Source organism: Mucilaginibacter sp. (genome assembly GCF_039935595.1).
Lineage (GTDB): Bacteria > Bacteroidota > Bacteroidia > Sphingobacteriales > Sphingobacteriaceae > Mucilaginibacter.
The window spans coordinates 1-15,169 of record NZ_JBDTJZ010000107.1; the positions used below are offsets into that span (position 1 = coordinate 1).

At 40.8% G+C, this 15,169-nt stretch carries 12 protein-coding genes and 1 pseudogene; 12 read left to right on the forward strand and 1 reads right to left on the reverse strand.

Translation table 11 applies throughout. The features are described from left to right. The coding region (gene gltB, locus ABI367_RS07475) for a glutamate synthase large subunit (protein WP_462229125.1) at positions 1–3,636 on the reverse strand (3,636 nt) is incomplete at its 3' end. Positions 3,637–3,990: 354 nt separating this feature from the next. Here gltB and ABI367_RS07480 point away from each other — a divergent pair. The 12 genes and pseudogenes from ABI367_RS07480 (at position 3,991) to bla (ending at position 14,974) form a co-directional block, all read left to right on the forward strand. Further along, on the forward strand, positions 3,991–4,476 hold the full coding sequence (locus ABI367_RS07480; RefSeq protein ID WP_462229127.1) for a D-glycero-alpha-D-manno-heptose-1,7-bisphosphate 7-phosphatase: 486 nt from the start codon (positions 3,991–3,993) through the stop codon (positions 4,474–4,476). A gap of 3 nt (positions 4,477–4,479) precedes the next feature. Beyond that, positions 4,480–5,979 carry a hypothetical protein gene (locus ABI367_RS07485; RefSeq protein WP_462229129.1) on the forward strand — a complete coding sequence of 500 codons (1,500 nt, stop codon included), beginning with the start codon at positions 4,480–4,482 and terminating at the stop codon, positions 5,977–5,979. A gap of 291 nt (positions 5,980–6,270) precedes the next feature. Continuing rightward, a complete protein-coding gene (gene hisG, locus ABI367_RS07490; protein WP_462229131.1) occupies positions 6,271–7,122 on the forward strand; it encodes an ATP phosphoribosyltransferase in 852 nt (283 codons plus the stop codon). A 75-nt stretch (positions 7,123–7,197) separates the two neighbouring features. Further along, on the forward strand, positions 7,198–8,496 hold the full coding sequence (hisD, locus tag ABI367_RS07495; protein WP_462229133.1) for a histidinol dehydrogenase: 1,299 nt from the start codon (positions 7,198–7,200) through the stop codon (positions 8,494–8,496). Positions 8,497–8,515: 19 nt separating this feature from the next. Further along, positions 8,516–9,616 carry a histidinol-phosphate transaminase gene (hisC, locus tag ABI367_RS07500; RefSeq protein ID WP_462229135.1) on the forward strand — a complete coding sequence of 367 codons (1,101 nt, stop codon included), beginning with the start codon at positions 8,516–8,518 and terminating at the stop codon, positions 9,614–9,616. Then, the gene (gene hisB, locus ABI367_RS07505) at positions 9,613–10,755 is read left to right on the forward strand and encodes a bifunctional histidinol-phosphatase/imidazoleglycerol-phosphate dehydratase HisB (protein WP_462229137.1); all 1,143 of its coding nucleotides are present in this window, start codon (positions 9,613–9,615) and stop codon (positions 10,753–10,755) included. Before hisC ends, hisB begins: the two co-directional genes overlap by 4 nt. 77 nt (positions 10,756–10,832) lie before the next feature. Further along, positions 10,833–11,423 (forward strand): imidazole glycerol phosphate synthase subunit HisH, encoded by a 591-nt coding sequence (gene hisH / locus ABI367_RS07510; RefSeq protein WP_462229139.1) that lies wholly within the window; start codon positions 10,833–10,835, stop codon positions 11,421–11,423. Between the two features lie 4 nt (positions 11,424–11,427). After that, entirely contained in the window at positions 11,428–12,177 is a 750-nt protein-coding gene (locus tag ABI367_RS07515; RefSeq protein WP_462229141.1) for a 1-(5-phosphoribosyl)-5-[(5-phosphoribosylamino)methylideneamino]imidazole-4-carboxamide isomerase, read from the forward strand. A 46-nt stretch (positions 12,178–12,223) separates the two neighbouring features. Then, a pseudogene (locus tag ABI367_RS07520) lies at positions 12,224–12,556 on the forward strand (endonuclease domain-containing protein); the annotation flags it as partial. Between the two features lie 9 nt (positions 12,557–12,565). Then, entirely contained in the window at positions 12,566–13,360 is a 795-nt protein-coding gene (hisF, locus tag ABI367_RS07525) for an imidazole glycerol phosphate synthase subunit HisF (RefSeq protein WP_462229147.1), read from the forward strand. Between the two features lie 117 nt (positions 13,361–13,477). Continuing rightward, positions 13,478–14,065, forward strand: a complete 588-nt coding sequence (hisIE, locus tag ABI367_RS07530; protein WP_462229143.1) for a bifunctional phosphoribosyl-AMP cyclohydrolase/phosphoribosyl-ATP diphosphatase HisIE — start codon at positions 13,478–13,480, stop codon at positions 14,063–14,065. A gap of 15 nt (positions 14,066–14,080) precedes the next feature. Then, entirely contained in the window at positions 14,081–14,974 is an 894-nt protein-coding gene (bla, locus tag ABI367_RS07535; protein ID WP_462229145.1) for a class A beta-lactamase, subclass A2, read from the forward strand. Positions 14,975–15,169 lie beyond the last annotated feature (195 nt).

The window sequence follows — 15,169 nt, forward strand, 5'->3', positions numbered from 1 at the left end:
GATCTTTTTGGCTTTCCAGTGCTTAACACCTTCTTTAACCTTGAGGAACTGAACACGGCCAACCATTTCGTTTATATTACGGAAGCCTAACTCGGCCATGATCTCGCGCATCTCTTCTGCCAAAAAGCGGAACAGGTTAACAATATGATCCGGCTGACCGGTAAACAACTTTCTTAATTCAGCATCCTGGGTGGCAACACCTACAGGGCAGGTATTTAAATGGCATTTACGCATCATGATACAACCACCGGCTACTAATGCCGCGGTTGCAACCCCCCACTCCTCTGCACCCATCAGGGCTGCAATAGCCAGGTCACGACCTGTTTTTAACTGCCCATCTGTTTGTAATACTACACGGCTGCGCAGTTTGTTGCGTACCAGGGTTTGATGAGCTTCGGCCAGGCCAAGCTCCCATGGTAAACCCGCGTGTTTAACCGAGCTTATTGGCGATGCACCTGTACCGCCATCATAACCGGCAATTAAAATTACATCGGCGTGGGCTTTGGCCACACCTGCGGCTATAGTACCTACGCCTGATTTTGATACCAGCTTCACATTGATACGTGCAGCGCGGTTAGCATTTTTAAGGTCGAATATAAGCTGTGCTAAATCTTCAATTGAATAAATATCGTGGTGCGGTGGTGGCGATATTAAACCTACACCCGGTGTTGAGTGGCGCGTTCTGGCTATCCAGTCATCTACTTTATGGCCCGGCAATTGTCCGCCCTCGCCCGGTTTTGCACCCTGTGCCATTTTTATCTGTAATTCGTCGGCGTTGGTCAGGTAGTTTGAAGTAACCCCAAAGCGTCCTGACGCCACCTGCTTAATAGCTGAGCGCATGGAATCGCCGCTGGCCATTAACTCATACCGCATCTCGTCTTCACCACCCTCGCCGGTATTGCTTTTACCGCCTATGCGGTTCATGGCAATAGCCATTGTGCTGTGTGCCTCATGAGATATTGATCCGAATGACATGGCACCGGTAGCAAAACGTTTCATAATGCTTTCTGCCGGTTCAACCTCGTCTATTGATATCGCTTCGCGATGATGGGCAAAATCAAGCAATCCCCTAATGGTAAAATGCTTTTCGGTTTGCTCATTAATAGCCTTAGCATAGTTTTTATATACTTCGTAGCTGTTGCTGCGTGTAGCATGTTGTAATAAGTGTACGGTAGTCGGGTTAAATAAGTGTTCTTCGCCGCGGCGTTTCCATTGGTAAATACCACCTTCGGGCAATAAACGACTTTCAGTTTTACCACTGCCAAAACCAATACGGTGTTTACACAGCGATTCGCGGGCAATTTCGTCCAAGCCTAAACCGCCTATACGGGTAACTGCACCGCAGAAGTATTTATTTACTACCTCTTTATTTAAACCCAATATTTCAAACACCTGCGATCCGTGGTATGACTGCAAGGTTGATATTCCCATTTTTGAGAATATTTTTAACAAGCCATCATTAATAGATTTTACGTAATTTTTTAACAGGTATTTAGTATCTAACGACGTATCTAAAGCGCCGCTTTCTTTCAAATTTTCAATAGTGGCTTGTGCCAGGTATGGGTTAATAGCAGTAGCGCCGAAGGCCAATAAACAAGCAAAATGGTGTACTTCCCATACATCGCCGGTTTCAACCACAATACCCACAGCGCCACGCAACCCTTTTTTTATCAGGTGGTGATGTACGGCAGATACCGCTAATAATGATGGTATTGGCGCGTGCTCTGAATCCACTGCTCGGTCTGATAATATCAATACCTCAAAACCATCAGCAACCGCATCTTCTGCATAACGGCAAACACGCTCAATACCTTTTTGCAATGAACCCGGAAGTCCGTCGGCATTAAAATATGTTTGCAAAGTTTTTGCATGGAACATGCCGGTATCAATACTCCTCAGTTTTTCTAACTGATGATTTTTTAATATCGGGTGCTTGAGCGTTACACAATGGCAATGCATTTTATCTTCATCCAGTAAATTGCCATTATTACCTATAAAGGTAGCCAAACTCATTACCAAACGTTCGCGTATAGGGTCTATAGGCGGGTTGGTTACCTGCGCAAAAAACTGCTTAAAGTAACTTGATAAATGCTGTGGCTTATCTGATAGGATTGCCAAAGGCACATCAGTACCCATTGAGCCTACAGGCTCCTTACCATCTAAAGCCATTGGCTTGATAATGGTATCAATATCCTCGCGGCTGTAACCAAATACCTGCTGGTAACGGAAAACAGAATCGGCGCTTAAATTGGCAAAGGCCAGGCGCGGTTCGCTAAGGTCTTCTAATTTTATTTTATAATTCTCCAACCAGCGGTCATAAGGCTGGCGTGAGGCTATTTGTTGTTTAATTTCTTCATCAGTAATGACCTTACCGTGTTCGGTATCAATCAATAACATTTTACCGGGTTGTAAACGACCTTTGCGTAAAACTGTTTTTTCGTCAATTTTTAACACACCGGTTTCTGACGCAGCTATTACACGGCCATCATCAGTAATGGTATAACGCAGAGGACGCAAACCATTACGGTCAAGCACAGCACCTACCAGTTTACCATCAGTAAAGCTTATAGCAGCCGGGCCATCCCAGGGCTCCATTAGCGTAGCATGAAACTCGTAAAATGCCTTTTTAATCGGATCCATTTGTTCGTTGCCGTCCCATGCTTCAGGTATCAACATCATCATTACATGTGGTAATGAGCGGCCCGTAAATTGTAATATCTCTATAACATTATCCAAACAGGCCGAATCTGATTGGTTATTATCAACCACCGGCAGCAACATTTCCATTTCTTCGTTAGTAAAATACGAAGAAGCGTATGATTTTAAACCCGAATAGAACCAGTTTAAGTTACCTGTAAGTGTATTGATCTCACCATTATGCGCTATCATACGGAAAGGCTGCGCCAGTTTCCATGACGGAAAGGTATTGGTTGAGAAACGTGAGTGTATCACCGCCAAACCTGACGCTATACGTGGATCGGTCAAGTCAGGATAATATTGCCTTAACTGGTAAGTAGTTAGCTGGCCCTTATAAATTATAGTTTTACAAGACAGTGAAGGGAAGTAAAAATGCTGTCTGGCAGCGGGCATACTTTCAGTTACCGTTTTGTTAATATATCTTCTTAATACGTAAAGTTTACGTTCAAAATCGTCGGCATTGGTTATTGAATGCGGCCTGGCAATAAATAACTGCTCAATATCAGGCTCAGCGCTACGGGCGGTTTCGCCTATAACTGATGAGTTAACCACTAATTTACGATAACCTAATTTATGCAACCCCAGTTTTTCAATTGCAGCATCAATAGTAGTACGGCAGGCTTTTTTAACGCCTGATTCTTTTGGAAAAAATATCATCCCCACACCATACTCGCCCGGCTCAGGTAAACTGATCTCCAGGTCAGAGCATTCTTCCATAAAAAATTCATGGGGCAACTGTATCAGTATACCTGCACCATCACCCGAGTCAGGGTCGCAGCCACAGGCACCGCGATGCTCCATGTTCTCTAACATGGTTAAGGCATCATCAATTATTTGGTGTGACTTATGGCCGTTAATATTGGTTATAAATCCTGTTCCGCACGAGTCGTGTTCAAATTCTGGCCTGTACAGACCTTGGTCGCTTTCAGTTTGATCCATCTTTAAAATAAACCTTTATAATATAATATGGTGTAACTACGAAATTACAGATTATGAGAGGCAATTTAAAATATTCTTAAACTTTTTAAGATATCTTAAATAACATCATATTTTTATGCTTGCAAATTATTAAATTGTTAACAAATCTGTCAATGTATTACAATATAGTAAAATTGACTTTCCTTTCGCGGCACCCTTTTTTGTTAATAATCAGGTTATAAACCTTACCTAAATTAGTAAAATAATGTGAAAAATACTAATAACCATACTTTTTTTATGTTTTTAATACGTTTGGCAAAACAAATGAGAGGTGCGAGGATTTATTACCTTTGCAAAAAATTTATACTATTAACATTGAAAAATAAAGCTGTTTTTTTAGACCGTGACGGGGTACTTAACCATGAATTAGGTGATTACGTTTGCCGGTTAGAGGATTTTCATATACTGGACAATTTCGAGGCGTTAAAAACCCTGCAGAATAAGGGCTACCTGCTAATTGTGGCTACTAACCAGGGCGCGCTGGCCAAAGGTTGGGTTAAAGAAGATGAGCTGGCCAAAATGCACCAAAAATTAAAAGAAACTTATCATAACCACGGTGTTGAATTCACGGATATATTTTATTGCCCGCACCATCCCGATTTTACAGGTGAGTGTGATTGCCGAAAACCCAAACCGGGGTTGCTGCTTCAAGGTATCGAAAAATATAATATCGACCCTGCCCTATCCTATTTTATTGGCGACAGGGAGCGCGACGTTGAAGCAGGCACTGCCGCCGGTGTAACAGGTATTTTAATAGATAGCGATCAGCCGATTAGCAGTATACTGGATTTAATTAAGTAACACATGGATCTATCCAATTACCTAAAAAAGTATGATACCCTGGTTTTTTCGGCGATTGGCTTTTACCTCATCTATCTTTATACCAGATATAGCGGTATTGGCATCTCGCCCGACTCCATTATGTATACCAGCGCCGCCCGTAGCTTTAGCGGTCATGGTACGTTAACCACCTTCAATAATTCGCCTATTGTTGACTTCCCGGTATTTTATCCCTTGTTTTTAGGGGTAATAACCTTTATCACCCGCATTGACCCAATTGTTGCCGCCCCCATTTTAAATGGGTTGTTATTTGCAACCGTTATTTATTTATGTGGCTGGCTGATGCAACGATTTAATAATGCCAACTATGTTTATAAATGGTTAATGTTAATTGCCATTGTATTGAGCCCCTCATTATTACAGATATATACCTACTTATGGTCAGAGACCTTGTTTATTTTGTTATCTCTGGTGTTTATTATTGCTTACAAGCGGTACCTGGTAAAACATAATACCACTACCCTGCTAATAGTTGCGTTTATTGCCGCATTAAGTACTATAACCCGTTATGCCGGTGTAACTATAATTGGTACAGGTGGATTGCTTTTACTATTAGACAGAAACCTTATCCTCAAAAAAAAGATCATACATATAATAATATATAGTGTAACAGCGGTTTCTTTACTGGTCTTAAATCTTTTACGCAACGCGTTGCTTGCCAAAACAATAACCGGTCCGCGTGAACCCTCAATAACATCATTCAGCAAAAATGTTTACTATTTAGGCACCGTATTATGCGATTGGTTAAATATATCCGAAGATCATTATTACCTGGCAATGCCGCTGGCAATTATCATATTAGCCGGCATTACCGGCTTGTTTATATATCATAATCTTACACGCAAAACAGATAGCTACGAACATATAATACTTACGTTTACAGTATTGTATGCCTTTTTCATGGTCATATCTGCTACGTTCTCAAGATTTCAGCAATTAGATACACGATTATTGGCGCCTTTATTTATTCCGCTATTATGGAGTTGCACCTGGTGGTGTAATAAAGCCATTAAAAAGCTGCGTTTTAATAAATTTAAAAGTGTTGCGGCTTGGTCGGCATTTGCTTTACTACTGCTGATATTCTCTTACAACCAACTTTATGCAGATATTGACAGGTATGATAGCGAGTCGGATTATGGAGTCCCCGGCTATACCGATGACACCTGGAATAAATCGCCATTTGTTAACTTTTTAAAATACAACACCAACATTTATAAACCCGGTGTGCCCATATATTCTAACGCTTACGAAGCTGTTTACTTTGCATCAGGTGTACAAGCCAAATTACTACCTCATCAGTTCTTCACGAATAAAATAGCTAAATTTTATGCGGTTAAGCATTATTATCTGGTTTGGTTTAATAACTACACAAACCCGGAACTGATAGACCTTAAAGATATTTTAAAGCGGCAAAAGTTAGTTAAACTATATGAGTTTAAAGATGGGGCGGTATATGAATATTGACCAAGATTAAAGGATTGCAGGATTTAATTGATATAATATACAAATTGACTGTCATCCTGCCATCCTTTAAATCCTAATAATCATAGTTATATTTTGTTTTTGCCAATTACTCACTATATTTGCACCATATTATACTTATCCATCTATTAGCTATATAAAAAAATGGGAAGCTTTAAACTACATCATCTTCATCTCAACCATCACCACCATGTGGTGATAGGATAATGTATGTTTCTACGCGAAATAACAACACCTGTTTATACTTTTTTTATAGTTCCTTAAATCAAATTTGTGAAAACACTTAAAATAGCTATCCAGAAATCTGGCAGGCTCAACGAAAAATCTGTTGAATTACTTAAAAATTGCGGCTTAAATTTTGAAAATTACAAAAGCTCGCTTATCTCGCCGGTTTCTAACTTCCCGCTGGAAATTCTTTTTCTGCGTGATGACGATATACCCGAATATGTACAGGACGGCATTGCCGACCTGGGTATTGTAGGCGAAAACGTTATTGAAGAAACCGAAGTTGAGGTAAGCTACCTGCAACGCTTAGGTTTTGGCAAATGCTCGTTAAAAATAGCTGTGCCCAACAATAATTCCATTAAAACATTAGCCGACCTAAACGGAAAAGCTATTGCCACCACCTACCCGGTTATACTGGGTAAGTTTTTGAAGAAAGAAAAAATACATGCTGATATCCGCACCATTTCCGGATCGGTAGAGATCTCTCCGGGACTTGGCTTAAGCGATGCTATTTGCGATTTGGTTTCAACAGGTGGTACGCTTAAAAGCAACGGTTTGGTACCATTTGCAGATGTTATGTCATCAGAAGCGATATTGATCAGCTCAAAAAATACCGAATATGATGATCTGGTGCAGGAATTGATACAACGTATTCAATCGGTATTACGCGCCAAAGAAACTAAATACGTGGTATTAAATGTACCTAAAGATAATCTTACCGATGTATTGGCTTTATTACCGGGTGTTAAAAGTCCGTCGGTACTGCCATTGGCCGAAGAAGGCTGGGTAGCCGTACACACCGTAATACCCGAGCGCGATTTTTGGGACAGGATAAGCCAGCTTAAGCAAGCCGGCGCACAAGGCATTGTAGTAATGCCTATTGAAAAGATAATACTATAGTGAGCAGTTTGCAGTGGTCAGTTTGCAGTTATTAAACTTGCTTATTGCCAACTGCAAACTAAAAACTGCCAACTAATGAAAATATTTAATTATTCAGACTTAAGTAAAAACGATATCATCAAGCTGGTGCAGCGCAATGTTGACCCGGCTAATGAGATACGCGCTATTGTGGAGGAGGTTTTAGCCACCGTACAGCAAAATGGCGACAAGGCTTTGTATGATTATGCCAATAAGTTTGATAAGGTTGTTTTGGATAAGCTTTACTTGGATAAGGCTGAACTAACCGAAATAGCTTCAACCGTTTTACCGGAGCAAAAAGCCGCGCTGGATATTGCCTATCAAAACATCTATAAGTTTCACCAAACGCAGTTAAAAGCCGAGGACAAGGTAGAAACCATGCCCGGTGTAACCTGCTGGCGCGAAGTTAGGCCCATTGAAAAAGTTGGCTTGTATATTCCCGGCGGAACGGCAGTTTTGCCAAGTACCTTTTTAATGCTGGGCATACCTGCAAAAATTGCGGGCTGCCATGATGTTGTGGTATGCTCGCCCCCGCAAAAAAATGGTAAGGTAAATGCCTTTATTGCTTACGTGGCTTTGGCTTTGGGAATTGATAAAATATTTTTAGTTGGCGGTTCGCAGGCAATAGCGGCTATGGCCTACGGTACAGAAAGTATTACTAAGGTTGATAAGATATTTGGCCCCGGCAACCAGTTTGTTACCAAGGCCAAAACCATCATACAATCAACCACCACCACAGCTATTGATATGCCTGCGGGGCCATCAGAAGTTTTGGTTATTGCAGATGATACCGCAAAGGCTGAATATGTGGCTGCCGACCTTTTAGCACAAGCCGAACACGGCATTGACAGCCAAAGTATACTGGTTACCACATCAGCAAAAATGGCTGAGGATGTATTGGCAGAAATTGAAAAACAAACCGCTGTATTACCACGTGCCGAGATAGTTAGGCAAGCGCTGTATAACTCGTACATCGTGATAACAAATACGCTGGATGAGGCAATGCAGTTTAGTAACCAATACGCACCTGAACACTTAATACTGGCTACTGAAAACTGGCAACAGCTAACTGATAAGATCATCAATGCAGGCTCAGTATTCCTGGGCAATTTAACACCGGAGAGTGTGGGCGATTATGCATCGGGCACTAACCATACGTTGCCAACAAGCTCGTATTCAAGGGCCTATTCGGGTGTATCGGTTGATTCGTTTGTTAAAAAAATCACCTTTCAACATCTATCGCCGGAAGGCGTAAAAAATATTGGCCCATCGGTTGAGATATTGGCCGAGTTGGAAGGCTTACACGCGCATAAAAACGCGGTGAGTGTGAGAATGAGTCCCCTAAAGGGGGAGTAATTACCCTAAAGTGAATACAATGAGTGAAGATATAAACAAACAATATTATAGCGGCCCCGATGGTAACTCCCCCTTTAGGGGGTTAGGGGGGCTCCTGCGTGAAAACATCAAAAACCTAACCCCCTATTCGTCCGCGCGTGATGAGTACCAGGGCGAGGCCTCTGTGTTTTTAGATGCCAACGAAAACGCGTTCGGCTCACCTCTTGAACAACAATACAACCGTTACCCCGATCCCCTTCAATACAACGTTAAAAAACGTTTAAGCGAAATTAAGGGCGTACCCATACGCAATATATTTTTAGGTAATGGCAGCGATGAAGCTATTGATATCCTTTTCAGAAGCTTTTGCAACCCCGGCATTGATAATGTGATACTGGTGCCTCCCACCTATGGCATGTACCAGGTATCGGCAAATATTAATGATATTGAAGCCCGCAAAGTACTGCTTACCGAAGATTTCCAGCTGGATATGGAAGGTATAGCCGAAGCAATAGATAAAAATACCAAACTGATATTTATTTGCTCGCCCAACAACCCTACCGGCAACTCTATAAACCGGGATGATGTGGAAACATTATTAGCCAACTTTAATGGCATTGTAGTGGTTGATGAAGCTTATATCAATTTTAGTCGGCAAAAAACCTTTATACAGGAGTTGACAGAATATGCTAACCTGGTGGTACTACAAACCTTATCAAAAGCATGGGGATTGGCCGGGTTACGTGTGGGTATGGCTTTTGCCAGCGAAGAGATAATTGAGGTAATGAATAAGGTAAAGCCACCTTATAATATGAACGAAGCCTCGCAACAACTGGCGCTGCAGGCTCTGCAAAATGTGGACCAGGTTAACGCCTGGATTAAGGAAACATTAACCCAGCGTGATCAATTGGTACTTAACCTTAAAAAGTTTGATTTTGTGGTTGATATTTATCCGTCGGATGCTAATTTTATATTGGTAAAAACAACAGATGCTAAAGGAATTTATAATTTTTTAGTAGAAAAGGGTATCATTGTACGCGATCGTTCGAAAGTTGAGCTTTGCGAAGGCAGCCTGCGCATAACGGTTGGCACACCTGATGAAAATGAAATATTGATAAACACTTTACAAAATTTCAAATGAGCAATCTGCAAAAAATACTCTTTGTTGACCGCGACGGCACCATGATAATGGAGCCGGTTGATGAACAGATAGACTCGTTTGAAAAACTGGAGTTTTATCCGGGCGCACTGCAATATCTGCCTAAAATAGCTAAAGAACTGGATTATGAATTGGTAATGGTTACCAATCAGGACGGCCTCGGCACAGTATCATATCCTGAAGATACCTTTTGGCCGGTACATAACTTTATTTTAAAGACTTTTGAAAATGAAGGGGTAAAATTCTCAGCGGTTTATATTGACAAGACCTGGCCCAAAGACAACGCCCCTACCCGCAAACCGGGCACGGTGTTACTAACCCAATATTTCGATACCACTAAATACGATCTTAAAAATTCGTTTACCATAGGCGACCGTCGTAACGACGTTTTACTGGGTAAAAATTTAGGAGCTAAAGCTATTTGGTTAAATAATCATTCCAATTTGGGCGGAAACGAAGCCGTAAATAATGATGATATAAAAGATACGGTAGCGCTTGAAACGACGGATTGGGAAAAGATATACGAGTTTTTAAAACTGGGCGAACGTGTGGTTGAGCATAGGCGTACTACCAAAGAAACAGATATTTATATTAAAATAAACCTGGACGGCAAAGGCGAGTCAAAGGTATCAACCGGGCTGCACTTTTTTGATCACATGCTGGATCAGATTGCGCGCCACGGAAGTATTGACCTGGAAGTTATTGCCAAAGGCGACCTGCATATTGATGAGCACCATACCATCGAGGACACAGGTATTGCCTTAGGCGAAGTGTTTGCTACTGCGTTGGGGAATAAAAAAGGAATTGAACGTTACGGTTTTTGCCTGCCTATGGATGATTGCCTGGCACAGGTGGCTATTGATTTTGGCGGCCGCAACTGGATAGTTTGGGATGCCGAATTTAAGCGCGAAAAGATTGGCGAAATGCCTACAGAAATGTTTTACCATTTCTTCAAATCATTCAGCGACGCGGCAAAATGCAATTTAAACATCAAAGCCGAAGGCCAAAATGAGCATCATAAAATTGAAGCGATATTTAAAGCCTTTGCCAAAGCCATTAAAATGGCCGTAAGGCGCGATGTAAATAATATGGTTTTACCATCGACTAAAGGATTGTTATAGTTTGCAGTTATTAGTGGGCAGTTTGCAGTATTTTGCAATTACCCACTGCTAACTGCAAACTCAAAACTGCAAACTAAATGATTGGGATAATAAGATACGGTGCAGGGAACATCTTCTCATTAACGGCTGCTTTAGAGCGGCTGGGCATTGCCTATGGAATGGTAAATAGTGAGGAAGACCTGGAACAGTACGACCGTTATATTATTCCGGGCGTTGGTCATGCAGGTGCTGCCATGCACAAACTGGAGCAAACCGGCCTGGTACCCAAAATAAAGGCACTTAAAAAACCTACATTGGGTATTTGTGTGGGGATGCAATTGCTCACCGCTTATTCAGAAGAAGGCGATTCAACCCTGTTAAACATTTTCCCTATTAAGACTTTAAAATTTACTAGCGATGCCAACCACAAGGTACCGCATACCGGGTGGAACCAGGTTTTTACAGAGAAAGATAACCCGCTTTTTAAAAATATTCCGGCGGGTTCACATTTTTACTTTGTACATTCATACTTTATTGAATATAATAACGCATATACTTTGTCGTCAACAAATTATAATATTAAGTTTTCGGCATCAATTTGGCGGGATAACTTTTACGGCGTACAGTTTCATCCTGAGAAATCGGGCGTGTACGGCGAACAACTATTAACAAATTTCTCAAAATTGTAAAAACATGTATATAATACCGGCTATTGATATATTGGATAAGAAAGTGGTTCGCTTACGCGAGGGTGATTATAACCAGGTAACTACTTACGACGTTTCTTTGGAAGAAATGATAGAAAAGTACCAGTCAAACGGTACCAACTTTATCCACGTAATTGACCTTAACGGGGCTAAAAACGATTTTTCGAACCAGCAATACCTGTTTGATGTGATCCGAAAAACTGAAATGAAAGTACAGTATGGCGGTGGCATACGCAGTATCGATAAGGTTAAAGAACTGATAGATTCAGGCATTCATCGCGTAATTGTCGGCACACAAGCCATTACTAACCCTATGTTTTTAGATGAGCTGAGCAGGTCCATTTGCGGTCGTGAAAGATGTTCAGATAATGTAGTTATAGCTATTGACGTGTTGGACGAAGTAATTAAATACTCGGGCTGGATGGAAAGCTCGCCAATTAAACTGATGGACTATGTTGATAAATGTTTGGCTTTAGGGTTCTTCCGTTTTTTATGTACCGATATTAACAAAGATGGTAAACTGGGCGGCGCGGGTGTTGAACTTTACGAAAAACTATTGGATCATTCGCCATTTATAAAACTGATCGCATCCGGCGGTGTAAGCTCAATGAAAGATATTGAAGAACTAAGTAATTACAAGATAGAATCATGCGTGGTAGGCAAAGCTATTTATGAAGGTCATATTACTGTCGAAGAAATACAAAACTGGAATTTGGAGAGTTTAATGTCAATTTAAGCCCCCTAACCCCCTAAAGGGGGAACCATAGCTGATGAAAAAGCAAATGTTTTTAGGTGCCGATCGTTTGATCTTCCAAAATGCAGAAGCTTTACGATATAAAATGACCGATGCTGAGGTAATATTATGGCATTATCTAAAAAACAATCAATTAGGCGAAAAATTTAGAAGGCAACATCCACTAAGTATTTATATTGCTGACTTTTATTGTCATAAACATAAATTAGTTATTGAGTTGGATGGAAGTATTCATAACCTTCCAGAGGTTGCATCAAACGATATACGAAGACAAAAAAGCTTAGAGGCCGATGGCATAAAGTTTTTGCGTTTTAAAAATGAACAAATACTTAATCAATTAGAAACAGTTTTGAGTATAATAAAAAACGAAATAAGCTCTTCGCAAAGCACCCCCTTCAGGGGGCGGGGGGGGCTCTCAAAGCGCATAATCCCCTGTTTAGACGTTAAAGACGGACGCACTGTAAAAGGTGTGAACTTTGTTGACCTGCGCGATGCCGGCGACCCGGTTGAGCTGGCCTGGAACTACTCTAACCAGGGCGCGGATGAATTGGTATTTTTAGATATTACCGCTACGCACGAGCGTCGTAAAACCATGGTTGAGCTGGTTAAAGCGGTAGCCCGGCAAATAAATATACCTTTTACCATTGGTGGTGGTATTAACGAAATTGCAGATGCCGACGCGTTATTAAATGCCGGGGCCGATAAAATATCCATTAACTCTGCCGCTGTTCGTAACCCGGCTTTAATTGATGAACTGGCTAAAGCCTTTGGAGTACAGTTTGTAATAGTGGCAGTTGATACCCGTTTAAATGCCGGTAAAAATATTGTACACTTAAATGGTGGTCGCATACCTACTGAAAAGGAAACATTAAGCTGGATACTGGAAGCCGAAAGTCGTGGCGCCGGCGAGATATTATTAACCTCTATGGATCACGATGGCACCAAAGCAGGTTTTGATAACAGGTTACTTAAACAAGTAAATGATGCGGTAAACATCCCGGTAATAGCCTCAGGTGGTGCCGGTTCGGTACAGCATTTTGTGGATGTATTTGAAAAAACCAACGTAGATGCGGCTTTGGCAGCATCTGTATTTCATTACGGCGAAATATTAATACCTGATTTAAAAGCGATTTTAAAAAGCAGGGATATAGAAGTAAGAATATAATTAAACCCATTTGTCATTTCGACGAGGAACGAGGAGAAATCTATACACAAGCAGGTCGCACACCTTTCAATTTATAGATTTCTCACTCACGTTCGAAATGACATTAACGAATAGAACATGAATATCGATTTCAACAAAACAGACGGACTTGTGCCGGTAGTTATACAGGACGAGCAAACGCTTGAAGTGCTAATGCTGGGCTATATGAACCAGGAAGCTTATGATAAAACCGTAAAGGAAAACATAGTAACCTTTTTTTCGCGTTCAAAAAACCGATTATGGACCAAAGGCGAAACAAGTAATAACTTTCTCCATGTAAAAAGTATGCAATTGGATTGCGATAACGATACAATATTAATAAAAGTTAAGCCCGATGGCCCAACCTGCCATACCGGCAACCGTAGCTGCTTTAACACAGAGTACAACCAAAATTTCATCCTGCAACTGGAACAAATTATTGCCGACAGGTACGAAAACCCGCAGGAAGGATCATACGTAAATAAACTGCGCAATAAAGGTCTAAATAAGATAGCACAAAAGGTTGGCGAAGAGGGTGTTGAAACAGTTATAGCTGCACTTGCAGAAACAGAAACTGACCTGATAAACGAGTCATCAGACCTTATATTCCACCTGTTAGTTTTGCTGCGCGAAAAGGGATTGACTTTGGATACCATTGCTAAAAATTTAGAACAAAGGCATAAATAAGTTGATCTTCTGTTTATGGGAAAATTCAAACTTAGGCTGACTTCCCTTTTGTTCATTTATTCGATAACTACATCTGCTCAGTCAGATTCGTTAAGGTATAAAATTAAGCAAATTGCATTAAACGCTAAAGGCGTGGTAGGCTTTGCTATGTTAAATATAGAAAGCAGGGATACGCTATCCTACAATGGCCGCCTACATTTACCTATGCAAAGCGTAATGAAATTTCCTATCGCCATAACAGTTTTAAATGAGGTAGATAAGGGCAATCTGCGTTTAGATCAATTAATTCCAATTACGAAAAACGACTTACAAAAAACATACAGTCCTCTTCGTGATAAATTTCCCGAAGGGAATGTTGGCATTTCTATTAAAGATCTATTAAGTTATATGGTTTCGCTAAGTGATAATAACGCCTGTGATATACTACTCAAATTATTAGGAGGAATTGCTGTTGTGGATGATTATATGCACAGCTTTGGTATCCAACAAATAGCGATTAAGGCAACCGAATTTGAGATGGCACAAAACTGGGATATACAATTTACTAATTGGGTTGAACCAAAAGAAATGGTACGCTTGTTGGATATTGCAACAAAACCTGCATTTTTATCAAAATCAAGCCATGATTATTTATGGCAATTGATGGATGCAACCAGTACAGGTGTCAAACAAATAAAAGGGTTATTACCTAACGATATTAAAGTAGCACATAAAACGGGACGTTCTTCAACTAACGAAAAAGGTATATCAGCCGCAACTAATGATGTTGGTATAATAACCCTACCTAACGGTAAACATTTGGCAATAGCCGTATTTATAACCAATTCTACCGCTGATTTAGACACGCGCGAATCTGTTATTGCCCAAATAGCAAAATCAGTATATGATGCTGAAGTAATCAAACAATAGTACTTAACTTAGAAATCATTTATACGGGATATGGAAGTTGAAAAAGTAGTTGAACTTACCGGGCACTCCAACCCCATCTTCGCGCTGGAGCTTTCGCAAAAACCGGGTATACTATTTACCGGGGGCAATGATAAGGGCGTTGTAGAGTGGAGTTTAAAAAACAAGGCTTTTATTAAAGTGATGTTTCCTGTAGCC

Excerpts from the sequence above, each read along its gene's own strand:
- ABI367_RS07485 (WP_462229129.1), top strand. The coding sequence starts at position 4,480 with ATGGATCTATCCAATTACCTAAAAAAGTATGATACCCTGGTTTTTTCG.
- hisD (WP_462229133.1), top strand. The coding sequence starts at position 7,198 with ATGAAAATATTTAATTATTCAGACTTAAGTAAAAACGATATCATCAAG.
- hisC (WP_462229135.1), top strand. The coding sequence starts at position 8,516 with ATGAGTGAAGATATAAACAAACAATATTATAGCGGCCCCGATGGTAAC.
- hisB (WP_462229137.1), top strand. The coding sequence starts at position 9,613 with ATGAGCAATCTGCAAAAAATACTCTTTGTTGACCGCGACGGCACCATG.
- hisH (WP_462229139.1), top strand. The coding sequence starts at position 10,833 with ATGATTGGGATAATAAGATACGGTGCAGGGAACATCTTCTCATTAACG.
- ABI367_RS07515 (WP_462229141.1), top strand. The coding sequence starts at position 11,428 with ATGTATATAATACCGGCTATTGATATATTGGATAAGAAAGTGGTTCGC.
- hisIE (WP_462229143.1), top strand. The coding sequence starts at position 13,478 with ATGAATATCGATTTCAACAAAACAGACGGACTTGTGCCGGTAGTTATA.
- bla (WP_462229145.1), top strand. The coding sequence starts at position 14,081 with ATGGGAAAATTCAAACTTAGGCTGACTTCCCTTTTGTTCATTTATTCG.